The sequence below is a fragment of the Pseudomonas sp. YNh genome, assembly GCF_037993085.1.
GTDB classification, from domain to species: Bacteria; Pseudomonadota; Gammaproteobacteria; order Pseudomonadales; family Pseudomonadaceae; genus Aquipseudomonas; species Aquipseudomonas putida.
The window spans coordinates 213,151-236,011 of sequence record NZ_JBBMRJ010000009.1 but is presented as its reverse complement, the minus strand read 5'-3'; the positions used below and the strand labels follow the sequence as shown (position 1 = coordinate 236,011).

Sequence of the window (22,861 nt, the reverse complement as noted above, 5' to 3'; positions counted from 1 at the left end):
TGGTCCACAGGTGGGGGCTGTAGCCGATCCACACTTCCCTGGCGGTATCGGGGCAGGTATCGGCCCACACCCAGCCCATGCTCCGGCTGGAGAGGTAGCGCTCACGCAGGTGGTAGTTTTCCAGCCCTTTGTAACTCAGTTCCTTGTAAAGACCCGCGCCAACGTACTCATGGATGACCAGCTTTTCGCCCTTCGGACCTTTCATGAACACGTAGACATAGCCCGGGCGCAACGCACGCAGGGTGTAGGCAGAGTGTTGCAGCGGGGCGAAGCCCTGTTCCAGGTTGAAACCTGCATCGGCATAGCGGCAGGCGGGCGTGTCGCCGGTGCGTGGCACGATGGCATAGCGCACTGGCAGGATGGGGATGCGTGCGCTGCAGGCAGGGCCGGAGGTAGCACTACTGACACTGGCGTCATTCATGGGTGGGTTCCTTGCTTTCGATCAGTGCGTGCAGGTCGCGGAGGCGGCCTTGGGGTGACTCCTCAAGGTTGGTGTAGATCTTCCCCGCGTGGTCATCGCTCATGAGCCACATGTGGCTGGCAACCAGCCTGATGAATTGCCCAGCGACTTCCTCATCGCCAAAGTTGAGGGCTTTCAGTTGCGGCAGCAGGCGTTCGATCCATTGCCGGATGTCGGCCAATGTGTGGGTGGCGTGCTGTGGCAGTGCCAACACCTCATGCGCCAACGTGAGCACGAAGTGCTCGTGCATGCCTGCTTGCAGCCGCTCAAGTTCAAGCTGGCGAAGGGGTAATGCAGGTTCCTGATAAGAGCGGGCAGTGGTCGGGCTGCGCTCGAGCGTTTTCCACGCGTGCACCGGCCCCCAGTTGACTCGCCAGGCCAGCGACGTCACAGGGCCGAGCCACGTTGCTCGATGGTCTTCATCCAGTGCATCCAGCCAGGCCGCAAGGTGGTCAGGTTTGAATTGGAAAGTGGCCAGCCCCTGGTCTGGAAGCGCGATCTGCACAAGGCTGGTGAAGTGGTCTGCCAACTGGGCAAGGCAGATCTCGGCATCCAGCGCGATGGCACCGCCAATGGGCATCCAGGCCGATGTTGCATGGGCAAGCAGTTCGGGCGCTTCTGACACGTCTACCAGCAATGGCCCAAAGTCGTGACGGTCGTCCAGGGCGCTGCGCCTCCACAGCCAGGCGTGCTGGGTATTTCGGCTGATTTCATTGATGAGTTCCAGTACCGAAGGGGCATAGGCCGGGACCAGTTCGCCCTCTTGGGGTATTGGTCGGTAGGCCCAGTGCTCGATCACGCGGGTCAACAGCAACATGAACCGAGCGTTATTTGCGAAGTGCTCGTCTGGCAGCGCATTTGAAAGGGCGGTTGTCATTGGCCTGGCCCTCTGATGCAGCGGCAGTCGGGCAAAGTGCAGGTGCCATCGGGGCGGCGTCCGCACTGGCGCTCCAGGGGCTTCCCATTGACCGGCGCGCCGCTGATGGAAAAGAGGTTGCTTGCCCCATCTGCCGACTTGAGCATCTGGCCGGTGATGCGAATCGTCGGGCTGTCCAGTGTGATGCCCGTTTCATCGATTCGAATGGAGCCCCCAGGGCCTTGGATGACCACTGCTTCCGATGCTCGAAGTTCATAACGGCGAGTACGTCTGCGGATATCCCCTCGGGCTTCAAGCTCGGCATGCCCTTCGACCTGCTGCTCAAGGTTGCCGCCAATGTGGGTGTGGTGATTGGCTGTGATCTGGTCGTGGCGGTGATTGCCGATGGTTTCCACACGATCCTTGGCGATCTTGATTGTGTGGTTTCGACCGATGTCGAGCGTGGCGTCGTGCCCGATGGTGACGTGCTCATCGTTGCCGACCGTTTCATTACGGTCGTGGCCGATCAGGATTGATTCGTCGTTATTGACCTGTTCTTTGCGGTCATTGCCTACCTGCGTACTTTCATCGTGCCCGACCACATTGTTCTGGTCCTTCTGGGCATGAATGAACACTTCCTCCTGGCCCAGTTCGTCCTCAAAGCGCAGCTCATTGAAGCCATCGCCCTTGTGGGTCTGGCTCTTGATGGTCATGCGGGTCTTGTGGTGGGGAAGGTCGTACGGCGGCAGCTGGTTGCCACAGTAGGTACGGCCTGTGATCATCGGCTGATCGGGGTCGCCATTGACGTAATGGATGATCACGTCCTGGCCAATGCGCGGGATGGCCATCGAGCCCCAGCTGCCGCCGGCCCAGCCCTGGGATACCCGAATCCAGCAGGAACTGAATTCGTTGTCCTGGCTTTCGCGGTCCCAGGGGAAGCTGACCTTGACCCGGCCCCATTCGTCGCAGTAGATCTCTTCACCGGGTGGCCCGACCACAGTGGCCATGTGCGGGCCGTCAACGCGTGGTTTGGGCAACGGTGCCGGGCGCCACTCGGTTCTGCCCGGCACCAGTACCGCCTTTTGCTCATAACGTGTGCCCTGGTCAGCCCCGGCAGCTTCTTCCTGCAGGCTGGTGAACTGGCTGCCTTCGTGGCTGACTGTGCTTACCCGCCAATGCACATTCAGGTCTTCGCGCGGGTGGCCGGTCAGGGTGAAGCTCAGGCCCGGTTGCAGGCGTATATCGTCGCCTTGCACCTCGGCAATGCGCACATCGTGGCGCAAGGCGGTGATGCGGTTTTCGGTGAACGGCTTGCCAACGGCATCGCGTTTGTAGCGGCCTGGGTAGTCGAAGCACTCATAGTCGGCGGACTGGTGCTTCAGATAGGGGCCTGAGGCCCTGTGTTCCTGGCGGTAGGCGGGGTGGGTGAAGGTGTAGTCGCGTTGAACCTGCCGTGCGGGACGCACCTGTTCGCTGTAGCGCAAGCACCGCAGGCAGGGTTGGGGCTGGTCGCCGCCTCTGTTGGCGTGGTACAGCACTGTGTAGGGTTTGGTTGATTCATCGCCATCGACAAACCCTTCATCGATGATCTTTGCTTTAGCTGCGTTGCGCTCGATGTGCCCCAATGTCAGCAGTCGGTCGGTGATGATCAGCTTGTGATGCTTTTCAGTGTGCTCGAACCGATAGACCAAACCTTCTTCAGCAGCGATGCGCGCAAAAAAGTCGAGATCGGTTTCGCCGGCCTGTACGCAGAATTCCCGCGGGTGATAGTTGAAGCCAGTTCCGAATTGATACTGGGTTATGCCTTGTCGCTTCAGCATCAGTTCGAGAATTTGCGGCGCGGTCTTGTGCTGGAAGATGCGCCAGTTCGAGCGCAGTCTGGCGCGGGCCAGTTGCGGCTCGACCAATGCGTGATAGTAAGTGCGGTGGAAGCCGCTCTCGCCCTGGCTGAAACTGCTGACCAGGCCGTGCACGTAGCGGACGGGGCGTTCACTGTCGCAGATGGTGAACAGCACGGGCTTGTCGAGCAGGTGGCCGAAGTCGACATCGTGTTCGAAGCTGATGAGTTTCAGGGTCAACTTGAACGGTTGGCTGAGTTCCTCCTTGAGCTCGAACGACACCACTTCGAATTCAGTTTTTCCGACCAGGGGCTGGAAGCTGTATCGCAAATCAGATTGGGTAGGCATAAGCAGTCGTTGTCCGCCGTCTGAAGTATCAGAAGTCCGGGCAGGCAGGCCTGCCCGGCTCCGCAGCTAGATCACACAGCTGTTTCTTTGGGCTTGCGCCAGTCGTCTGCACCTGCGGTACTTGCCGTGATGTGCTCCCACTCAATGCCGCGGTAGGCCATCGAGACTTTGAAGAACTGGGTGAAGTCGCTGTTGTCCTTGTCCTGCACGTGCGGCATTTCAAGGTCGATATCGATGATCACAGCGTCGATCAGCTTGGTCGTAAAGAAGCGTTCCTGGGTGCCTTCGACCGAGGTCCGATACCAGCTGAGCTCGACGTTGGGCAGCATTTCTCCGCTGGACAGCGCGCTGTAAAGCAGCGGCACCGCCTTGTTCAGGGCGCATGTGAAAATCAACGGCCCGTGTACCCGTTGGCCGGCCGGCTGCCCGCTTTGCGGATCTGTGGGCACAGTGATGCGGTGATTGACTTCCTGCACCAGGATCTGGTCTTCGTGACCTTCTACGAAGATGTTGCCGACTGAGTCGGAGGTGAAGGCGCCTTTGGTGATGTTGCCTTGGGTCTTGCCTTCGATGGCGATGTAAGCGGGTGTTGGCATGGCAGTTTCTCCTGCGTCCATGTGGATTGACACGCGCACAACAGTGGCGTGGCCATCGGTAACGATGGGCTTTTCAACAAGGCCGAAGCCTCATCAATTCGTTGAATTCTGTTGGCCTGTATAACCGCGACCTACTGCTGCAAGATGCCGTTGAGCGACTCCAGAACCTCTGTAGTAATCAGGTGCAGGCGATAGCTGTAGATGCCGTAAGCCACCGCCATGGCGATGGCCGAGATCACCAAAGGACTCCACCAGGGCCACTGCCGGTTCATGCGGAAATTGCGTGGGGCCACGTTGGTGTAGGGGTCGCATACTTCTTCTGGCGTGGGGCCGCGCAGTTCGCGGATGATCCCGTGCAGTTGGTGAATCAGAGCGTTGAGTGTTTCTTCGCCTTTTGGCGCGAGCGCATACTTGCCTTTCAGCCCAAGGCACAGGGCGTAGTACATGAACTCCAGTACGTCCTGATAACGCTTGGGCTCCTGCATCAGGCGGGTAATCACGGTGAAGATTTTTTCCCCGCCCCAGGTTTCGTCGTGGAAGATGCTCAGCAGCGGCTCCTGGCTCCAGCAACTGCTCTTGCCCCAGGGCCGCTCCATGACGGCCTCGTCTATGAACAGGCACAGGCCGTAGGAATACGCCAGCAACTGAGCGGGCTCGTAACCATGCTGGCGCATTTCCTCCTGAATGTTGTCGATCTGGTTACGTACTTGCTGGTGCACATCCTTGATGTTTGGCAGTTCGTCCAGCGTGCGCAGGCGTATGACCAAGCCGAACAACGGTGACGCGGCATCCAGCATCAGGTTGGCGAAGCCGCCCCGCAGCTGAAATTCCGGGTCGGCGGGGTAGCCTTCCGAGGCGGGCTCTGGCTCAGGGGGTGCCGTGGATGCTTGCGCATTGGTTGCCGTGGCCTGGGCTCTGGATGCCGGCTTTTTAAGGGTTGGATCAAGCGGGCTGACTTCAGCGGTTTTGTCATCGATGGGCGTTTTGTTGTCTTCTCCCATTTCACTCACTCCTGATCGCCCAGAACTGCAGTTCAAGCCCTGGGAAATCGCCCGCAATATGGATGCCGAAGCCATTCGCCTTGGCCATGCATGCCCAGGCGGGGTCGCGCCGGTCCAGCTCGAAGTAACTGAAGCCCGCATGGAAGGGCAGGTCGCGTGGCGCCACCGGTAATGGCAAAAGAGGGATACCCGGCAGTTGCAGCGGCACCAGGTTGCTCAGTGACTCAAGCGAGGTGATCTTGGCTTTCTGGATGAACATCTGGCGCAGCGCTTGCGGTGGCAGGTCGGCGCGCACGGCGAGTATGAAGTCAGCTTCGTCGATCAGCCGGCGGTCTTGCAGCGTGGTCGTCATCACGCCGAACTGTTCGCTTTCCAGCGGCAGTGAAACAGCGCGTGGCTGCAACACGGTGCTCAGGGACCGGCGCAGGGTGTCTTCCAGTGGCTTGAACGAGGCGCGCAGCGCAGTGTGGTGGTACGCGGGGTACTCTTGGGGCAGCCTGTTCTGGTCGGTGAAGGTGACGAATTCGCCGCAGGCCTGGCTCATGCACAGGTACAGCTGCTCGGGGTGCGTGTGCGCTTGTCTGGCCAGATGCTGGAAGCATGGCCACCAACGGTTCATGGCCTGCAGCAGGTTGAAGTCGCGGATGTCGGCGATACCAGACTGGCCCGATGCGCCTATACGCGTTGCAAGGCCGCGCGCCCGCTCGCGCAACGTGTTGGTGATTTCGTCAAGGAACCGTTGCAGTGCCGGCACCGCCCGCACCGACACGCTGGTGGGGTAGAACGCTTCGTCCAGTTGCACGCTGCCGTCGGGGCGTCGTTCCAGGATACGTGCCACGGCCAGGCGGGTGTAGGCGCTGCTGTCTTCGGTGGTGCGTCTGAGCTGCAGGTTGGGCACGGCTAGGTCTACCTGTACCAGGTCACCGTCAGCGGTGTGGGTATCCTTGATTTCCTGTGCCTGGGCGGTGTAGCGGAAGTTGGCGGCATTGTCGGGCCAGCTCACTTCGCGGCCGCCATTGGTGCGCAGCGGCAGGCACAGATACACCTCGCTGTCTTTGCTGGCGTCGTCGTCGATTTCCAGTGGCGGCGGTGGAGGCAGGTCGGCGGGAATATCGAACACCGTGCCGTCCGGCATGACGCCCCGCGCCCGGGTGATGGCGATCTTGCCAAGGCTCATGTATTCATCGTTCAGCTGAAGTTCGCTGAAGCCGTAGAAGGCTGCGTTGAGGCTGGCGAGGCGCTGGTGCAGGGCTGCTTCGCTTGCCCTGGCCGCCTGCTGGAAATGTTGTGGTTTGACGAACAGGCCTTCAGGCCAGAGAACGGGGTTACGTGAACTCATGGGCGCTCCGTGTCAGCGTGAGTAAGCAGGAAGGGCAAAGGGTGTCGAGGCGCCATCAGTCTTCTTCCTTGAGCACGATGTGCGTGTCGTTGACCAATACCGACAGCATGATCTGGCGGCCACGCGGCGGAATGCGCAGCACTTGCCGCCATGTGGCGTTTTCATGGCCTCGGTAGTCGCCAATCACCGCGACGAAGCGCGTTTCGGCGTGGATGGGCTCGAACGGGATGTACTTGAACTGGCCAGGGCGCAGCAGATAGTCGTCACCGCGGATGTAGGTACTGCGCAGTGCCTTGGCCGGGTCCTGGTCCAGCAGCTGGTACACGGTGTTGCGCAGCAGTGAGTCGTCGCGCAGTTGCAGGATCTTGATGGCGATAGGCGTGGCCACAGGCTCTGAGGTAACGGCTGTGGTGCGCGGCAAGGTCAGCACCACGGCAGGGTCGTCGTAGCTGCCGGGTGCGCTTTCTTCCAGGGGCGAGCGTGCCGGGTCGCTTTCGTCCTCGTCGTGCATTTCGACGGGGGACATCGCAGGAAATTGCGCCTGCAGGTATTCGAACAAGGTCCCGATTTTTTCGGTCAGCGCATAGGGGTCCCCGGCACTCAGGGTCACTGCGTAGGGGCTGGGTTCCAGGGCAGGCTCCTGTTCGTCCGCTACGTCAAGGCTGTTCGGATTGCCGTTGAGGGTAGGGCTGGCATTGATGCTGAACGCGACCTGGGTCGCATGATCCTTGGGCGGCCCGATGGGCAACGAAGGGTTCATGACAACTTGGCTTGCTCTGCTCAAAGAGGTGCAGCCGGTGAGCCCGACCAACGCAAGCAGCAGCGGCGCGATCAGTAGCGGATGACGCGTCATGGGTGTTCTCCTGCAATGAGGCGCTGCAGTGGGCATTCTCGGAGTGCCTCGGCATCAGCCGCTGCGTCCAGCGCTGCCAGAGGGTCAGTGCCGATGGCTGCCTTGAAGACCGAGCAGATCTCGACCGCTGGTTGAGGGGCAGAAGGCTTTGTCGGCCAAGGGGTGGCAGGCTCTTCGGCTATCAGGCGGTCGAGCACCCTTCGGTCCGGGTTGAACAGGTCCTCCAGCGAGCGTGTGCAGGCTTGATCCTGGGCGTACTGAACCTGTAGCCGGTAGCCACCAATGCGAAGCTGGTCACCTTCAACAAGACGCCTGGGTGCAAGCGTTTCCAAACTGGTGGAGCTGTCATTCAGGTAGGTGCGGTGGCAGTGGTCGATCACGCAGAAGCTGCCTTCGAGCCAACGGATTTCGCAGTGCAGGGGCGCAACGGCCTGAGCACGGTCATTGATCCGCCAGCTTGCCCGTCCGCTGCCGATGGTGCCGCCCTTGCAATCGAACCGGTGCCGGGCAGTAACATCGTGCTGCAGTTGGTCGAGGTTGGTGATGCTCAAGGTCACTGAATTCATGAACGCCCCCGGAAGCGTACAGTCGGGCTGATCTGGCCATGCCGATCATCGACGAAGCTGGTCCACCCCAGGTAAGCGCCCTGGCTGCGGTGCAAGCAGAAGGGTGACAACGCGTTCTGTTTCAAACGCAGCTCCAGGTCGTAGGCCAGACCGTCACGCAGCAGAAAGTCGATCAGTGCGCGCAAACGGCCGAAGTTGATCCCGCTGGGCAACAAGTCCCGCAGTTGCGCCTGGTCGAGCTCGTTGATCACGATGGTGAACTTGCTGCTGCGGGTGCGCGTGCGGCTGCCGACCATGAACGTGCTGCCCAACTGCCCGTTGGCACGCCCCAGGCTTACAAGCTGCCTGGATGTGGTGGTGACTGATCGCGTCTCGAATTCGCGGATCTGCACATGCTTGAGGTCGAAGCAGTGCGCAATGATGCCGGCCACAGTGCCCGGCGCACGGCTGCGGCTGGCGATCACCCCGGCAAAACTGAGCAGGCGGCTCCAGGGCAGCGCCGTGTCCCCTCGCAACTGCGCGTCGTTAAGCCCCAGCAGGGCAAACACATACTGCGAAAACCCGTCACTGGCACCCGGCTGGAAGCGGATGTAGTAGCGGTACTTGCGCCATATACGGTGCAACAGGCTGAGCAGGTAGTGGTTGAAAAAGTCGAAGAAGGCCGGGCGTACACCGATGCCCTGCGCATGTTCATAGGCCACCTGTTCCAGGTAGTAGGTGGGCAATGGCGAATCGGTGCCGTGCAAGCCCAGAAACGTGGCAACGACGCGGTAGCGTTCTTGCTCAGCGGGTATCCTCTGGGCTTTGTACACGTCCGACACCGGGAAGCTCAGCCGTGGGTCGCAGGCCAGGCGCACCCGCCGCCGGGTGACTTCGTCCGGCCAACGTGGTTCGAGGTCATCGCCATGCAGCCCGTGCAGCCGCTCCAGCAACTGGAAGAAGTTGTACTGATGCGCCTCCGAGAGCAGCTTGTCGGCTAGATCAGCGGTTGCTTGCCGGTCTGTATTGGCCATGTGTAGTGCTCGTTATTGGTGGTGTTGATCACTTCCAGCTGATGGAAGGAGTTGATGCTGGCGTACAGGGCGAAGAAGTGGGCGAGCACGCAGCTGAACAGGTACAAGTCGCCCTCGCAGAGGAAGGCGGTCTGGTCCAGTTTCAGACGGGTGTGCAGGCCGCGAATGGGCTGCCCCTTGATAAGCCAATCCATGGGCTGTGTATGAATGTCGCGCATGCCGGCCAAGCGTTTACGGGTGGTGCGGGCCTGCTGGATGTCGTGCAGGGCCATGAAGTCGTAGGCGCGGATCACGGCTTTCAGCGGCTCTACCGAGAGCAAGGACAGGTAGTTGAGTGACATGTTGGAGATCAATGCCCACTGCAACTGGCCGTCCAGCACCGGTCGACAGGGGCGGGTGGGTTTACAGAGATTGGTGTAGGTGGCCAGCGGGGGTGTCAGTTCGGTCAGGACGTTGATGTCGTCGATGCCCAGCGCCAGCGGCAGGTCTCGATTGGTGCAGGTCAGGTCGATGGACGCGGTTTCCAGTTCGCCTATGTAGCTGTTGGCGTCGGCGCGGACGAAGGCGATTCGATGCGTGACGCCATCGCCGCGCAGAGACTCTTCCAGCTGGCAGCGGTAGTACAGCGCTGTGCGCCCCTGAACGTGCTCGATTTCATGAGCGAACGACTCGAAGGGGCGGAAGGTTCGCAGCTGCTCCCCGGTGTTCCCGTCAGTCGTCGTTCGGGTGCTGATGACCTGGTCGACACTGAAGATTTCGTAGCCGTGCGGCTCTGTGCCCTTGGGCTTCAGTGGAACAAGGGCCTCCTGGCCGGAAAGGTCGATGGGCTCGGCACTGTGCTGGAACAGGTTGACCGCAGGGGCGCAGAACAGGTTGAAATCTGCTCTGCCGACACGCAGCGTGTCGGGTAGCTGGCGGGTGAAGTGAAATTCGAGGCCTACCTGCTGGCTGTAGTGAGCTGGCCAGATCTTTTCCAGCCCGGTCACGCTGAAGAAATGGAAACGTTGGGGGAAGGCGAAGTATTCCTGCAGGATCCGGTAGCCATCAAAGACGTTCTGCGGGTAAGGCAGCAAGGCGTCGTCGGGGCTGAACCCCGGGAATGCGATGCTGTTTGCCGGCAGCCGGCGAACCTCGCCATTGATGGTCACGCTGACATGCTTGAGGTATTGAGAAATCCACAGGTAAAGCGTGCGTGCGCTGAGGGTATCGCCACTGAGGTAAAAGTCGAGGCTGGTACAGCCCAGGCTGTTCAACGGCCGCTCGACCAGTGTCTGAAGGCCGACGAAGACCACGGAACTGTCGAGTGTCTGGGTGGCGCCCACCGTGTCGATCTCGAACGGATGAATGTTGACCGCTGTGCAGGTGCGAAACTCGCAGGCCACACCGTCCACCCGTTTCGAGAACAGCCGCGACCCTTTTGGGATGCGCTGTGACTGGCTGAGGGATTGCCTTATCGGGCTGAACTGGATGATTGTCGCGCTGGGCAGGGGCCGCAAATAGTTCGGCCACAACAGCTGCAGCATGGGATGGGTCAGCTCTGGCAAGTCGTCTTCCAGCTTCAGCCGTAGCTTGGCGGTGAGGAACGCAAAGGCTTCCATCAGGCGTTCGACATCGGGGTCGCTGGCACCTTTGCCAAGCAACCGGGCAAGTTGTGGGTTGTCTTTGGCGAAGTCGTTGCCGAGTTCGTGCAGGTACCGCAGTTCTTCGCTGAAACTGTCTTTCAGTGACATCGGTCACCTCACTCGGGTGTAGCGGTTGTGCCCGTTGACCATCAGCTCGAGCTGCAGCTGCTCTGCGTGGTTGTTGACCTGGACCAGGCAATCCAGCCTGAAATGCAGCTCTAGCGGGGTATGAGCATCGGGCACTGCCTTGAGCGTGCGAATCTGTATGCGTGGCTCGAAGCGCTGCAGGGTGCGGCGGATATCCGCGCTCACCTGTACAAGCAGGTCGCCGTTGTTAACGTCATGCCCGTTGAAGTCGCGCAGGCCCAGCTCAGGGCTGCTCTGGGAGCACCCCAGGCGGGCATTCAGCAGCGTTTCGAGGTGGCACTTGATGGCGGCGAACTTGTGGGAAGCGCTCTCCCGTCGGGAAGGCTCCCGACTGGTAGCCTGATCCCGCATCAAACGATCAAAAAGACCACTCATTGCGTATCGAGCCGGCCGACCAGGGAGATTTCGAAATTCGCGCCCATGTACTTGAAGTGCGGGCGCACGGCGAGCGAAACCTGGTACCAGCCCGGGTCACCGGCAACATCCGAGACCTCGATTCTGGCGGCTCGCAGTGGCCGGCGGCTGCGAACGTCGGCAGACGGATTCTCTTGGTCGGCGACGTACTGCTTGATCCATTTGTTCAACTCGGACTCAAGGTCACGGCGCTCCTTCCAGCTACCGATCTGCTCGCGCTGTAACACCTTGATGTAGTGAGCCAGCCGGTTGACGATGAACAGGTAGGGCAACTGGGTACCCAGCTTGTAGTTGGTCTGAGCCTCCAGCCCCTCGGGGGTTTTCGGGAAGTTCTTGGGCTTTTGCACCGAGTTGGCCGAGAAGAAGGCGGCGTTGTCGCTGTCTTTGCGCATGGTTAGGGCGATGAAGCCCTCTTCGGCCAGTTCGAATTCCTTGCGGTCGGATATCAGCACCTCGGTAGGAATCTTGGCCTGCAACTGGCCGAGGGATTCATACAGGTGAACCGGTAGGTCTTCGACGGCGCCGCCCGATTGTGGGCCGATGATGTTCGGACACCAGCGGTAGCGGGCGAAGCTGTCATTGATGCAGCTGGCCAACAGAAACGCAGAATTGCCCCACAGGTAGTTGTCGTGCTGCCCGGCGATGTCTTCGTCGTAGTTGAAGCTCTGGATCGGTTGTTCCTGCGGGTGGTAAGCGGAACGAAGCATGAAGCGAGGCCCGGCCAAGGCGACGTGGCGGGCGTCTTCGCTTTCACGAAATGCACGCCACTTGGCATGCCGTGGGCCGGCGAAGAGGTCTTTTATTTCCTTGAGGTTGGGCAGCTCCTCGAAACAGCTCAAGTTGAAGAACTCGGGGGCAGGTGCGGCAAGAAATGGAGCATGGGACATGGCGCCAACGGAGGCCATGTAACTCAGCAGCTTGATATCAGGGGAAGAGGGGCCGAAGTTGTAGTTGCCAACCATGGCAGCAACCGGCTCTCCCCCGAATTGGCCGTAACCTGCGGTGTAAACATGTTTGTAGATACCGCTGCAGGTTATGTCCGCAGCATTTTCGAAGTCGTCCAGCAGGTCCTCTTTACTGGCATGCAAGATTTCGAGCTTGATGTTTTCCCTGAAGTCCGTGCGGTCGACCAGAAGTTTCAGGCTGCGCCATGATGATTCGAGCTGCTGGAACTCAGGCTGATGCAGAATGGCATCCATCTGTTTGCCGAGTACCCGGTCGATTTCGGCAATCATCTGGTCGGCCCGGTGCTTGTTGATCAGTTGATCCGGGTCATTGCTTTTGAGGATTTCGGCAATGAACGCAGATACGCCCTGCCTGGCAACCTGGTAGCCCTCTTGAGCAGGTACCAATTTGGTTTCTGCCATGATCTGGTCCAGCAAGGAGGCACTGCCCAACGTGTCGGTCGTTGCGTCTGTGGTGATGGTGGTGCTGCTTGGCTTAGGCATGGGGACGCTCCGTAGTCTCAGTCTTCGTCGGGTGCTTCAAGCACCAGGTCCAGTTCTTGGGCGAGTTGTTTACGGGCCTGCTCGTTGTTGAGCAGGTGCTGCAGTTGCTTGCGGAAGGCGGGGACGTTGCCCAGCGGGCCTTTCAGGGCGACCAGCGCTTCACGCAGCTCCAGCAGCTTGTTCAGCTCAGGCACCTGGCGCGCGATCCGGTCCGGTCCGAAGTCGTTGATGGACCTGAACTGCAGGTGGACCGCCAGCTCGGCATCCGGGGCGGTGCTGAGCCTGGAGGGCACAGACACGTCCAGGCTCACGTCGGCGTCGTTCAACACGCTGTTGAATGTGTGTTTATCAATGCGCACGACCTGGCGGTCCTCAAGCGCACGGCTGTCATCCAGGCCGAAGTCGCCCAGAACCAGCATCTTGTGGGGCAGCTCCACCTCAGCCTGCTCATTGCTCGTCGCGGGGACATACTTGATATTGACGCGTTCTTTAGGTGCGACGGATCCCGTGCTTTTAGACATCAGTACGTAACTCCCTGTTGAGTTGTAGGAGATTTAGAAGCAAGTTGTGTTTAATGTTGTTGTGATCTTGTAGGAAGTTTCCTGCATATGTTTAATTGGTCGGGCCGGCTGCCCGTCTTCTATAAAAACCATGCATGGAAAAGTGTCCGGTGGTCGAGCGTGAAGATGTAAGTAAATATTTGTTTGTGTACATTCGGAACTCTGTACTAGGCTTCCGCTGGATTTGTTCGAGTTGGCTGCATGCGCATATGTGCATTGGCATTTATTTGTAGGAAAGTTCGCGCCGTCATATAGGCCGTTTGTACTATTTCAGAGAGTAAGTTCAGGATGATTAACCGCTGTGCATATGGCGCTGGTCTCTCGTTGCTGTTTTGTCTGCAATCGGGGCTGGCGGGCCCCACGCGGGACTGTCCCCGGATTGTGTCCAACGTCGAACGATTGGCCTGTTTCGATCAGGCTGCGGGCACGCCGGCGTACACACCAAAACGACAGTGGTCAGCACCGGAGCAGCAGGCCCCCAGTGTGTTGCGCGTGATGGCAAATGAAGCTGCACGGGCACCGGATGACCTGACGTTTCGCATCGGCAGCCAGACGCAGGACAGTCCAGGCGCACCAGCGCTCGTGATTTCGGCACCCGCCATTGCATCGGGTGATGAACGTACCTACATGGCGATCAGTTGCATCCAGGCCATCTCTCGGCTACAGCTGATTGCCAGGCGCCCCATCGATGCAAGTTGGGTCAAGGTACGGCTGACCGGGGAGGGCTGGTCTACCCGTGAGACGTCCTGGCAGGTGATGGAGAACGGGCAGGTGCTCGATGCGGGGCGGGGCCTGCCAGCCATCGAGCAGATCAGGAAGCTGATCGGTGCCCAGCGTATCGAGGTTGTGAGTGAGCACGGCGAGGTCGACGGGCTGACCTTCGATGCTCAAGGCCTGGATCCGCTGATCAGCCAGGCGCGAAGCACATGCCGGTGGTAGCGCAGGTATCCGCGGCCGAAGTCGCTCGGCTGCTCGCACCGATTGATCCAGCAGTGCCTGCCGGGCTGTTCGATGTCGAGGACGAAACCTACCAGGCCATTGACCAGGAAATGGTCAAGCTGGGTGGGCTGCAGCACGCCTCGATCGACTGGGTCTACATCGAAGAAGCGTCCCGTCAGTACCTGAGCCAGCAATGCAAGCATTTGCGAATTGTTGCGCACCTGAGTGCCGCATGGCTGCGTAGCGGCTGCTGGGAGCGTTGGGGATTCAGCCTGGCGCTGTTGGCCGGCATGATCGAGTGCTACTGGGAACCTGCTCACCCCAAGCCGGGGCCGAAAGGCTTTCTGGGCAAGCGCAAGCTGGTTGGCCTGGTAGTCAGCCGCTTGGTCGAGGCGCTACCGCGTCTTGACCGTTTCACCTTTAGTCCTACTCATGCAGCGGCGGCGCAGGCGGCGTTCAATCACCTGCAGCAACAGGGCGCGGCACAGCTGGAGGCAGCTGCTCTCGACGAATTGGGGCGCCTGCTGCGAAAGCACATAGAGCTCGCCAACGGTGTCGGCGAGAGTGCGATACCCAAGGCACCGGCGGCGAGCGTGAAACCTGCGCCGCTGGCCGACGTCATCGCCACACCCGCGTCACACCTGTCGATGGGCAATGAGCGTGAGACACGGCGGGCTGTGCTCGCTATGGCCGAGCTCATCAACCAGCAGGACCCTTATGACGCCACTGGCTACCAGTTACGGCGTTTTGGGTTGTGGGCGCACATTCAGGCTGCTCCCCCGGCCAGGCAGGGCAACCGTACGGAATTGATGGCGGTTCCGCTGGATATCACGCGGGTCTATGAAGAGGCCATTGCCAGTACGTCATTTGACCCTGCGCTGCTTCAGCGTATTGAAAAAAGCGTGACGGCTTGCCCCTACTGGATTCGTGGCAGCTTTCTGGCTGCGACCGTTGCCGCTCGGCTGGCGATGGGCGAGGTGGCTGAAGCCATCCGTTGTGCGACTGCCCGGTTCGTACAGCGAATGCCGGCGCTGCAGCAGTTGTGCTTCAGTGACGGCACGGTGTTTGTCGACGACCAATGCCTTGCCTGGCTCAAAGGCACGCAAGGTCCCTCCGAGCAAAGTTCAACCTCCCACGAGTTTGGCGGCCTGCGCGAGGAGCTGGTCAGCCAGTTGGAAACCACTGGTGTAGAGCCGGTGCTCCTCAGGCTGCAAGGGCTGCAAGCGGGCTTTCGTGCTCCCCGTGAGCGCTGCCACGCCACCGTGATCGCTGCCGACCTGCTGGCCGCACGGGGGGTGTCGTGGCTGGCCCAGGACCTGTGCGCCAGCGTTGCCCAAACGATGCAGCAAACCACCGCCAGTGCGTGGGAGCCAGAAGTGTTCCAGCGGCTTCAGCAGTACGCGACATCCCCAGCGCTGGCAGTTCAAGACAAGGATCAGGAGCCTCGATGAATCAAATATGGACGCAACTCAAACGTTGGGGCTTGCCGTGGGTAACGCGCATTGGCTTGGCGCTGCCGCTGCTGCTTGGGCTTGGCGCCTTGCTGATGCTGGTCGCTATCTGGTGGCTTGGCCCGCAATGGATGTGGCGTGAGCAACAGCCGCTGGCAAGTGTGGCTCATCGCAGCGTGGCAAGCCTGGTACTCGTGCTGGTGCCGCTTTTGTGCTGGCTTGTGGTGGTGCGCCGGCGCTTACGCCGCTTGCAAGCAGAACGCCGGCAGGCACGCGCCGTCGAACTGGATGGCACGCTACCGTTCATGCAGGCGCAAGAGAAGGCGTTGAGCCAAGGGCTTGAGCGATACCTCGACAATGCCGGTGGGCGACGCGCCCTGTACCGGCTGCCTTGGTACCTGGTGTTGGGCGATGAAAAATCCGGTAAAACCAGCTTCATCGACCGCACCGATCAGCGCTTTACCCTGACGCGAATCGACCAGGCCCAGGCACGGGGTCGGCAGGCTGAAGCACCGGCTTACCCGGTCGGTTGGTGGGTCAGCGACGATGCCGTGATCATTGACCCGCCCGGTATCTTCATCAGTCAAAAGCCCCCGGCTGGCTCGGCCGCCAACGACCCCTCCGAGTCTGGGCCCTTCGCGGCGCTCGGTACCGAGGCCAGGTTGTGGGAGCACTTGTTGAGCTGGCTTGTGCGTAATCGAAGCCAGCGGGCGCTTAATGGTGTGGTGCTGGTCGTCGACTTGCCGGCGCTGTTGCATGGCAAGCCCGACCAACGCGTCGCGCTGGCCCATGGGCTGCGCACACGCCTGTACGAAGTGAGCACCCAGCTGGGGTCGCGCCTGCCACTGTACGTGGTATTGACCAAATTCGATCTGCTGGACGGCTTCGACCAGTTCTACGGCAAGCTTCCCGCCGCCAAGCGTGAAAGCCTGTTGGGGTTCACGTTCAAGCTGGATGCAGTTGAGGCGTTCGATGCCTGGCTGGATGAGTATGACGAGCACTACGGGCAGCTTCTCGCCACATTGAACGAGCAGGTCATCGATCGCCTGGACGTACTGGGCAAAACAGCGCCGTGCGGGCGCCTGTTCTCACTGCAAGCCCAACTGGTCGGGTTGCGACCCATACTGCTGGCATTTCTGCGCGAAGCCTTGGCAAGTGACCGTTTCACCACGCCACCGTTGGTACGTGGTGTGTATTGGTCATCAGTGGTGCAGCACGGCGACATGAGCAATGCATTTGTCCGTGAAGCGGCACAGCCCTACAAGACGAAACTTCCCCTGCGTGAGGGCAAGGCGCAGGGCAAGGCGTTGGTCTACTTCATCCAGCAAGCATTCAGGCGGGTTATCTACCAGGAGGCCGGCCTGGCGGGCGACAACGTCCGGGTAGCGCGCAGCAAGCGCCAATTGCTGTGGATTGGTTCTGGCGTAGGCCTCCTGGCGTTCAGTATCGCCATCGCCAGCTGGCAGCGCTACTTCGATATCAATAGCTCCAAGGCTGCCAGTGTGTTCGCCAAAAGCCAGGAGTACAGCCGTCACGAAGTCGATCTGCGGCTTGATCCGACCGGGCGCAACCTGCTGGAGCCACTGGACCAGATTCGCGATGCGGTGGCGGTGTTTGGCGACTATCGCGCGGCGTGGCTGGGTGTTGCCGATTTTGGTCTGTATCAAGGGCGCAACATTGGCCCCCTGGTTGATGAGGCGTACCTGAGCTTGTTGTCCAGGCGTTTCTTGCCGGCGTTGGCCAGTGGTGTGATCGATGCCATGAACGCAGCGCCCTCTGGCAGCGAGCAGCAAATGGCCGCGCTCAGGGTTTACCGGATGATCGAGGATCGCGACAGCCGCCGGCCCGAATGGGTCGAGGACTGGATGGCCCGTCATTGGCAACGGGCATTTCCTGGGCAAGGGCAACTGCAGCGTGACCTCATGCAGCATTTGAAGTACGCCTTGGCCTATGCAGACACGGATTTGCCGCAGTACCGTCAGCGTGTCAGCGAAGTGCAGCAGGCGTTGCGCAAATTGCCGTTGCCACAGCGGGTCTATGCAGTGCTGAAGCAACAGGCGCAAGAGCAGTTGCACAGCGGTCTGGACCTGCGCCACCAGGTAGGGCCTGCGTTCGATGTGGTGTACCAGCCGTCTTCCGGGGCCAGTCAAGGGGAGAAGGAGGTACTGCTGGCCGCCATGCTTACCGCCAAAGGCTTCAGGGAATACTTCGAGCCGCGCAGCCAGCGGTTCGCTGAAATGGCGATGGTCGATCAGTGGGCCTTGGGCGAGCGCAGCCAACTCGACTATTCGGACGTCGACCGCAATGCGTTGACCGAACGGCTGCATAACCTCTACAGCGCCGATTACATTGACAGCTGGCGACGCGCCTTGAATGCATTCACCGTCGCCGACTTCCGTGATCTGGACCATGGTGTCACGGTCCTGCAGCAGTTGACCGGCCCAGCAGCACCTTTACAGCGGCTGCTGGATACGGTCAGGGATAACACCTCACTCGCTTCACCGGCTGGTGTTGAAGTAACGGGTGAACTGAATACGCTGCCCTCAGCAACGGGCAAACACGAGCAACAGCAAGCGTTGGCCATCCAGCGGGCGTTTGCAGGCTTGGGCGCGATGCTGCAGGCGACAGGAGAAAAGCCGAGCTACTACGATGAAACCCTTGGCGCTGTTGCGGCCCTGCTGGACTACGCCAAGGCCGTACAGGACAGCCCGGACCGCGGCAAGGCCGCACTGCAAGCTGTGCATCAGCGCTTTGCGATGACCGGGCATGACCCGATAGGCACCCTTCAACGTATTGCCACAGGCTTGCCGGAGCCCATCAACCACCAGGTCCGAAAGCTCGCCGACCAGACCGCCCAGGTGCTGAACGTTGAAGCACTGCGCGAACTGGAGCGGCGTTGGGATGCTGAAGTGTACAGTTTCTTCCAGCAACGTCTGGCAGGCCGCTACCCCTTTATGGTGAAGGCACCCGATGCTTCACTGGATGACTTCGAGGCGTTCTTCGGGCCGAAAGGGAGGCTGCAGCAGTTTCATGATCAGTACCTGGAGGTCTTCCTGAAGGAGAACCTTGAGGCCTTGCAGTCTGCTCAGCACGGGCAATCCTTGATTCGCGCCGACGTGATCGAGCAACTCGAGCTGGCGGATCGCATCCGCGAAACCTTCTTTGACCAGCGCGGCAAGTTGAGTGTGCAGTTCAGCATCGAGCCGTTGGGGCTCAGCGCTAACCAGCGCACCAGTCTGCTGGACCTCGATGGTCAGCTGATTTCCTACACCCATGGGCCAAGTCAGATCACCGGGATCGTCTGGCCCAATACTTTGGGGCAGCAGGTGCGCAGCAACCTTACCTTGCTGAGGCAGAACGGTAACAGCAGCAGCCTGGAGTACCGCGGGCCATGGTCGATGTTCCGCTTGCTCAGCCGCGGCTCACTCAATGGGCGGACGCCAACCAGCGTAGACCTGAGCTTCCGGACCGGTGATGGCGTGATGCGCTATCGACTGAATGCTGAAAAAGCCTTCAATCCCATCACCCAGCAACCGTTCAAAAGCTTCCGGTTGCCGCGAGGGTTGTTGCAACAGCCGCCCAAGGTGGCTCAGGTAGAGCAGGCGCATGGGCAGCCTTTATGAAAATCAGCCCTTGCGGTGTTCACTGTGAACGCAGGCCACTTAACGCTTTACCGGCCAGATACCCAAAGGTCATCCCCGGGCCAAGGGTAATACCACCACTCGGGTAATACCCGCCCATCACGCTGTGCATGTCGTTACCCACCGCAAACAGCCCGGGTATCGGCTGCCCCGCGTGGTCCAGCACCCGGGCCGAGGCGTCGGTGCCCAGGCCAGCGAAGGTGCCAAGGCTGCCTGGCAGCAGTTTAACCGCATAAAACGGCCCCTCCAGCAACGGCCGAAGCGACGGGTTGGGTGCCTGCTGCGGGTCACCCTGGGCCCTGTTGTAGGCCGATGCGCCGCGCTGGAAGGTCGGGTCTTCACCCTGTGCCGCAGCGTGGTTGAAACCGTCCACAGTGCGTTGCAACTGCGCGGCATCGATCCCGCAGCACTTCGCCAACTGTGCCAGCGTAGCGCCGCTGTGCAGGTAGCCACAGCGTTGGTAAAAGCGGGTGGGGAAGGGAAACGGCTTGGCCCAGCCGATGCCGTAGCGGCGTTGCGCGGGGTGGTCGCAGATCAGCCAGGCCTCAGGTGGCTCGCCTTGCGGCGTGGCAGCGAACAGTGCGTTCATGAAGTCATGGTAGCAATCGGCTTCGTTGACGAAGCGCCGGCCATCGCGGCGCACGGCGATGAAGCCGGGTTTGGCGCGGTCGATCAGGTGCGGGAAATGGCCGAAGGTACCATCTTTGCGTGGTACCCGCGAAACCGGTGCCCAGGCACCGGATTGCGCCAGCTTGGTACTTACCAGGCCACCGGCCTGTTCACCCAGGCGCAGGCCGTCGCCGCTGTTTTCTTTGGGCGCTGCAGAGTAATGACGGGTGCCATCCGGCGCATGCGTCATCAATTGAGCGATGCGCTTGCGGTCGTGCGGGAAGCCGCCACACGCCAGCACCACACCCCGGCGTGCGTGAATCGCCTGGCCATCGGCAAACAGCGCGCCGCTGACCCGGCCTTCCCCCAACAGGCGGCTGGCCGGCTTGTCGGTCAGCAGCGTCACACCCAGGTCCAGGGCGCTGCGCAGCAGGCGTGCCACCAGTGCGTTGCCGTTGACCAGTTGCTGGCCGCGTCGGTGCAGCAGCAGGTCGCGCCCGTGGCGCAGCAGGCGCTTACCTACATGCAACGCTGCCTTGGGCGACTGTGTGGCATTGAAAAAGGCGGCCATGTCGGCGCCGCCGGCAATGCCCATGCCGGCCAGGCTGACGATGTCCAGCGGCGGGCGCAGCTTGTGCAGCCAAGGCCCGAGCAGGCGGCCGTCGTAGGGCAATGCGCACAGCGAACGGCCGCCGTTTGCGCTGCCGTCACCTTCGCGCATGTCAGGCATGCGGCTACCGGATTGAAACTGTACAGCGGTGTGCTGTTGGAAAAACGCCACCATTTCGGGGCCGTAGCGCAGGAACGCACGCTGGCGTGGGTCCAGCTCGTGCGTATGGGTTTGCGCACGCAGGTAGCGTTCTGGGGCATCGTCGTTTTCGACGATGCCTTCGGCAACGGCCAGCGGGTTGCGCGGAACCCACAGCCAGCCCCCCGACCAGGCGCTGGTGCCGCCCAGCTGGCGGGCTTTTTCCGCAACGATCACGTGCAGGCCGTGATGCGCGGCGGTAACGGCGGCCGCCAGGCCAGAGGCACCGGAACCGATAACGAGTACGTCGCATTCGAGGGGTTGCATGCAAGGGTTCCGCTCAGGCGTTGGTAGGAGATGGCTTACGGTTTACTGCAGCGGCGAAAATCCGGTGGGCCGCATCAGCCGCGATTGCAGGCGTACTACTGCCGCCAGTTCGCGGTTGCGCCGGGAGAATTCCGCCCAGCGCGGGTCGGCTGCCATCGCGGCGCGGCGAGCGATGCGCTCGTCGAGGCTGGCATAGCCCCAGATGTGCACCACCTGGTTGACGTCGCCGAACTCGCTGGTGAAAAAGCCCACCAGGTTACCCAGGTGCTCGCTTTGCACTTCCAGCGCATGGCTTTGGTACAGGGCCAGCCAGTCGGCCATTTTCAGTGGGTCGAGGGTGTAGGTTCTCAGTTCGTAGTACATGCCGGGGTCTCCGTTTGGGTGGCCGGCGCCTGCAGGCGCGCGGTGATGTGGTTGGCAGCGAGCCAGCCGAAGGTGAGGGCGGGGCCCAGGGTGATGCCGGGGCCGGGGTAGGTGCCTTTCATCAGTGAGTTCATGTCGTTGCCGACCGCATAAAGCCCGGCAATTGGCTGGCCGTCGCGGTTCAGCACGTTGGCCTGGGCGTCGGTCACCAGGCCGCAGGCCGAACCGAGGTCGCCGGTGTGGATACGGATGGCGTAGTACGGCCCGCTGGCAAGCGGCGCCAGGCATGGGTTGGGGGTGTGCTGCGGGTCGCCCATGTAGCGGTTGTAGCTGTTGCCGCCTTTGCCGAACGCGCGGTCGATGCCGTTGCAGGCGTCGGCGTTGAATTGCTCCAGGGTGTGCACGAATACCTGCGGGTCGACTCCGATGGCCTTGGCCAAGGCTTGCGGTGTTGCCGCCTGATACAGGTAACCGGCGTCGATCAGCGCCTGGTTGTTCACCGGCTTTGGCCGCGCCAGGCCCAGGCCATAGCGGTTCATGGCCTCGGCGTCGCAGACCAGCCAGCAGCTGGAAAGGCCGTTGGCGAACATGGTCTGCACGAAGTGGTGGTAGGAGTCGGATTCGTTCACAAAGCGCCGCCCGGCCGGGTTCACCGCGATCACGCCGGGTTTGGCGCGGTCTGTAACCAGATGCGGGAAGCGCTCACGCTCGCCACTGGCGTGGCGCAGTTCGGAAACCGGCGCCCAGAAGAAGTTGGCCGCCAGGCCCTCGCCCTGCGCTGCCGAAACAGCCCGGCCAAGGCGCAGGGCAGCGCCGTCGTTGGCAGCGGGTGACATGGTCAGGTGCGGTGTTTGCTGGGCTGGCCGGTAGCCAGCGGCGAGTGCGCCCGCCGCGAACCCGCCCATGGCGCACACCACACCGCCGCGGGCCAGTACCCGTTCACGGCGCCCCTCGTGCTGTACCACCACGCCCGTGACCGCGCCCTGTTCAACGATCAGTTCCAGGGCCTCGCTGCGCAGCCACAGCTGTGTGCCATGGGCAAAGGCACTGGTGGCCAGGCGGGCGATCAGTGCGTTGCCGGTAGTCAACCGGGTGCCACGCGGGTGCTGCAGGCGGTCCCGTGCGTAACGTGCCATCAGTTTCAGGCAATGCCACAACGACCTGGGCGAGCGGCGAATGCTGAGGAAATGCTGGATATCCACGCGGTTGACCATCATGCCGCCGAACAACAGCATGCCAGGCGGTGGCATTTGCAGGTCCTTGAAGCGTGGGCCGAGGTGCTTGCCGTCGTACTCGACCATTTCCAGCGCCCGACCAAACTGGGTGGCGCCAGGGGCGTCGGGGTAATAATCCGGGGAGTGCGGTCGAAGGGCGTAGCGCAGCTCGGTGTGCTGTTCCAGCCAACGCAGTGCCTGGTGGCCATGTTCGATGAAGGCGTCCGCGAGGGCTGGGTCGTAGCCGTCGCCGATCACATGTTTGAGGTAGGTGCGCATGGCCTCGGGTGAATCCTTGGCCCCCGCGGCGCGAGCTTGATCGGTGCCATACAGCCACACCGCGCCGCCGGATATCGCCGAGGTGCCGCCAAAACGTTCGGCCTTTTCCACTACCAGCACCTTCAGCCCGCGGCGAGCCGCCGTGGCGGCAGCGGCAAAACCACCGGCGCCGCTGCCCAATACCACCAGGTCAAAGCTGTGTTGTATGTGTTCAAGAGTCGCCATGGCC

General features: G+C 61.3%; 19 protein-coding genes. 3 read left to right on the top strand and 16 right to left on the bottom strand.

Annotated features, from left to right (window positions below):
* From WF331_RS12515 to tssB, 13 genes are all read right to left on the bottom strand, one after another.
* Positions 1-421: toxin VasX (locus WF331_RS12515; protein ID WP_340622961.1), on the bottom strand; the 421-nt coding region annotated here is incomplete at its 3' end.
* A complete protein-coding gene (locus WF331_RS12510; RefSeq protein WP_431357534.1) occupies positions 414-1,337 on the bottom strand; it encodes a DUF4123 domain-containing protein in 924 nt (307 codons plus the stop codon). The genes WF331_RS12515 and WF331_RS12510, both read right to left, overlap by 8 nt.
* On the bottom strand, positions 1,334-3,502 hold the full coding sequence (locus WF331_RS12505) for a type VI secretion system Vgr family protein (protein ID WP_284362517.1): 2,169 nt from the start codon (positions 3,500-3,502) through the stop codon (positions 1,334-1,336). Before WF331_RS12505 ends, WF331_RS12510 begins: the two co-directional genes overlap by 4 nt.
* Before the next feature lie 71 nt (positions 3,503-3,573).
* A complete protein-coding gene (locus WF331_RS12500; protein WP_284397792.1) occupies positions 3,574-4,098 on the bottom strand; it encodes an Hcp family type VI secretion system effector in 525 nt (174 codons plus the stop codon).
* Positions 4,099-4,229: 131 nt separating this feature from the next.
* Positions 4,230-5,099, bottom strand: a complete 870-nt coding sequence (gene icmH / locus WF331_RS12495) for a type IVB secretion system protein IcmH/DotU (protein WP_274138514.1) — start codon at positions 5,097-5,099, stop codon at positions 4,230-4,232.
* A gap of 1 nt (position 5,100) precedes the next feature.
* The gene (gene tssK, locus WF331_RS12490) at positions 5,101-6,438 is read right to left on the bottom strand and encodes a type VI secretion system baseplate subunit TssK (protein WP_340622960.1); all 1,338 of its coding nucleotides are present in this window, start codon (positions 6,436-6,438) and stop codon (positions 5,101-5,103) included.
* Between the two features lie 55 nt (positions 6,439-6,493).
* A complete protein-coding gene (tssJ, locus tag WF331_RS12485; RefSeq protein ID WP_174370968.1) occupies positions 6,494-7,291 on the bottom strand; it encodes a type VI secretion system lipoprotein TssJ in 798 nt (265 codons plus the stop codon).
* Positions 7,288-7,857: an FHA domain-containing protein gene (locus tag WF331_RS12480; protein ID WP_284397786.1), complete on the bottom strand. Its 570-nt coding sequence runs from the start codon at positions 7,855-7,857 to the stop codon at positions 7,288-7,290. Before WF331_RS12480 ends, tssJ begins: the two co-directional genes overlap by 4 nt.
* A complete protein-coding gene (gene tssG / locus WF331_RS12475) occupies positions 7,854-8,870 on the bottom strand; it encodes a type VI secretion system baseplate subunit TssG (RefSeq protein WP_284362508.1) in 1,017 nt (338 codons plus the stop codon). The genes WF331_RS12480 and tssG overlap by 4 nt, the downstream gene beginning before the upstream one ends.
* The gene (gene tssF, locus WF331_RS12470; RefSeq protein WP_284362506.1) at positions 8,834-10,600 is read right to left on the bottom strand and encodes a type VI secretion system baseplate subunit TssF; all 1,767 of its coding nucleotides are present in this window, start codon (positions 10,598-10,600) and stop codon (positions 8,834-8,836) included. The genes tssG and tssF overlap by 37 nt, the downstream gene beginning before the upstream one ends.
* A 3-nt stretch (positions 10,601-10,603) precedes the next feature.
* Positions 10,604-11,014 carry a type VI secretion system baseplate subunit TssE gene (tssE, locus tag WF331_RS12465; protein WP_241800660.1) on the bottom strand — a complete coding sequence of 137 codons (411 nt, stop codon included), beginning with the start codon at positions 11,012-11,014 and terminating at the stop codon, positions 10,604-10,606.
* The gene (gene tssC, locus WF331_RS12460; protein WP_174370969.1) at positions 11,011-12,501 is read right to left on the bottom strand and encodes a type VI secretion system contractile sheath large subunit; all 1,491 of its coding nucleotides are present in this window, start codon (positions 12,499-12,501) and stop codon (positions 11,011-11,013) included. Before tssC ends, tssE begins: the two co-directional genes overlap by 4 nt.
* Positions 12,502-12,518: 17 nt before the next feature.
* On the bottom strand, positions 12,519-13,022 hold the full coding sequence (gene tssB, locus WF331_RS12455) for a type VI secretion system contractile sheath small subunit (protein WP_049275563.1): 504 nt from the start codon (positions 13,020-13,022) through the stop codon (positions 12,519-12,521).
* A gap of 327 nt (positions 13,023-13,349) precedes the next feature.
* On the opposite strand from tssB, the gene vasI reads away from it, so the two are divergent.
* Genes vasI through tssM form a run of 3 tightly spaced genes read left to right on the top strand, consistent with a single transcriptional unit; the run spans position 13,350 to position 19,074 of the window.
* Complete coding sequence (vasI, locus tag WF331_RS12450; protein ID WP_169725116.1) at positions 13,350-14,000, top strand: type VI secretion system-associated protein VasI; 651 nt, start codon at positions 13,350-13,352, stop codon at positions 13,998-14,000.
* Positions 13,988-15,451, top strand: coding sequence for a type VI secretion system protein TssA (gene tssA / locus WF331_RS12445; RefSeq protein WP_284362497.1), 1,464 nt, complete (start codon positions 13,988-13,990; stop codon positions 15,449-15,451). The genes vasI and tssA overlap by 13 nt, the downstream gene beginning before the upstream one ends.
* On the top strand, positions 15,448-19,074 hold the full coding sequence (tssM, locus tag WF331_RS12440; RefSeq protein WP_284397782.1) for a type VI secretion system membrane subunit TssM: 3,627 nt from the start codon (positions 15,448-15,450) through the stop codon (positions 19,072-19,074). Before tssA ends, tssM begins: the two co-directional genes overlap by 4 nt.
* Before the next feature lie 19 nt (positions 19,075-19,093).
* Here tssM and WF331_RS12435 read toward each other — a convergent pair whose 3' ends face one another.
* Genes WF331_RS12435 through WF331_RS12425 form a run of 3 tightly spaced genes read right to left on the bottom strand, consistent with a single transcriptional unit; the run spans position 19,094 to position 22,857 of the window.
* Complete coding sequence (locus WF331_RS12435) at positions 19,094-20,776, bottom strand: FAD-dependent oxidoreductase (protein ID WP_284397777.1); 1,683 nt, start codon at positions 20,774-20,776, stop codon at positions 19,094-19,096.
* Positions 20,777-20,818: 42 nt separating this feature from the next.
* On the bottom strand, positions 20,819-21,139 hold the full coding sequence (locus tag WF331_RS12430) for an NIPSNAP family protein (RefSeq protein WP_016500295.1): 321 nt from the start codon (positions 21,137-21,139) through the stop codon (positions 20,819-20,821).
* Complete coding sequence (locus WF331_RS12425) at positions 21,124-22,857, bottom strand: FAD-dependent oxidoreductase (protein WP_016500294.1); 1,734 nt, start codon at positions 22,855-22,857, stop codon at positions 21,124-21,126. The genes WF331_RS12430 and WF331_RS12425 overlap by 16 nt, the downstream gene beginning before the upstream one ends.
* Between the last annotated feature and the right edge of the window lie 4 nt (positions 22,858-22,861).

What these genes read in the sequence shown, in the direction of transcription:
- WF331_RS12510 (WP_431357534.1), bottom strand. Translation starts at nt 1,337, where the DNA reads ATGACAACCGCCCTTTCAAATGCGCTGCCAGACGAGCACTTCGCAAAT.
- WF331_RS12505 (WP_284362517.1), bottom strand. Translation starts at nt 3,502, where the DNA reads ATGCCTACCCAATCTGATTTGCGATACAGCTTCCAGCCCCTGGTCGGA.
- WF331_RS12500 (WP_284397792.1), bottom strand. Translation starts at nt 4,098, where the DNA reads ATGCCAACACCCGCTTACATCGCCATCGAAGGCAAGACCCAAGGCAAC.
- icmH (WP_274138514.1), bottom strand. Translation starts at nt 5,099, where the DNA reads ATGGGAGAAGACAACAAAACGCCCATCGATGACAAAACCGCTGAAGTC.
- tssK (WP_340622960.1), bottom strand. Translation starts at nt 6,438, where the DNA reads ATGAGTTCACGTAACCCCGTTCTCTGGCCTGAAGGCCTGTTCGTCAAA.
- tssJ (WP_174370968.1), bottom strand. Translation starts at nt 7,291, where the DNA reads ATGACGCGTCATCCGCTACTGATCGCGCCGCTGCTGCTTGCGTTGGTC.
- WF331_RS12480 (WP_284397786.1), bottom strand. Translation starts at nt 7,857, where the DNA reads ATGAATTCAGTGACCTTGAGCATCACCAACCTCGACCAACTGCAGCAC.
- tssG (WP_284362508.1), bottom strand. Translation starts at nt 8,870, where the DNA reads ATGGCCAATACAGACCGGCAAGCAACCGCTGATCTAGCCGACAAGCTG.
- tssF (WP_284362506.1), bottom strand. Translation starts at nt 10,600, where the DNA reads ATGTCACTGAAAGACAGTTTCAGCGAAGAACTGCGGTACCTGCACGAA.
- tssE (WP_241800660.1), bottom strand. Translation starts at nt 11,014, where the DNA reads ATGAGTGGTCTTTTTGATCGTTTGATGCGGGATCAGGCTACCAGTCGG.
- tssC (WP_174370969.1), bottom strand. Translation starts at nt 12,501, where the DNA reads ATGCCTAAGCCAAGCAGCACCACCATCACCACAGACGCAACGACCGAC.
- tssB (WP_049275563.1), bottom strand. Translation starts at nt 13,022, where the DNA reads ATGTCTAAAAGCACGGGATCCGTCGCACCTAAAGAACGCGTCAATATC.
- vasI (WP_169725116.1), top strand. Translation starts at nt 13,350, where the DNA reads ATGATTAACCGCTGTGCATATGGCGCTGGTCTCTCGTTGCTGTTTTGT.
- tssA (WP_284362497.1), top strand. Translation starts at nt 13,988, where the DNA reads ATGCCGGTGGTAGCGCAGGTATCCGCGGCCGAAGTCGCTCGGCTGCTC.
- tssM (WP_284397782.1), top strand. Translation starts at nt 15,448, where the DNA reads ATGAATCAAATATGGACGCAACTCAAACGTTGGGGCTTGCCGTGGGTA.
- WF331_RS12435 (WP_284397777.1), bottom strand. Translation starts at nt 20,776, where the DNA reads ATGCAACCCCTCGAATGCGACGTACTCGTTATCGGTTCCGGTGCCTCT.
- WF331_RS12430 (WP_016500295.1), bottom strand. Translation starts at nt 21,139, where the DNA reads ATGTACTACGAACTGAGAACCTACACCCTCGACCCACTGAAAATGGCC.
- WF331_RS12425 (WP_016500294.1), bottom strand. Translation starts at nt 22,857, where the DNA reads ATGGCGACTCTTGAACACATACAACACAGCTTTGACCTGGTGGTATTG.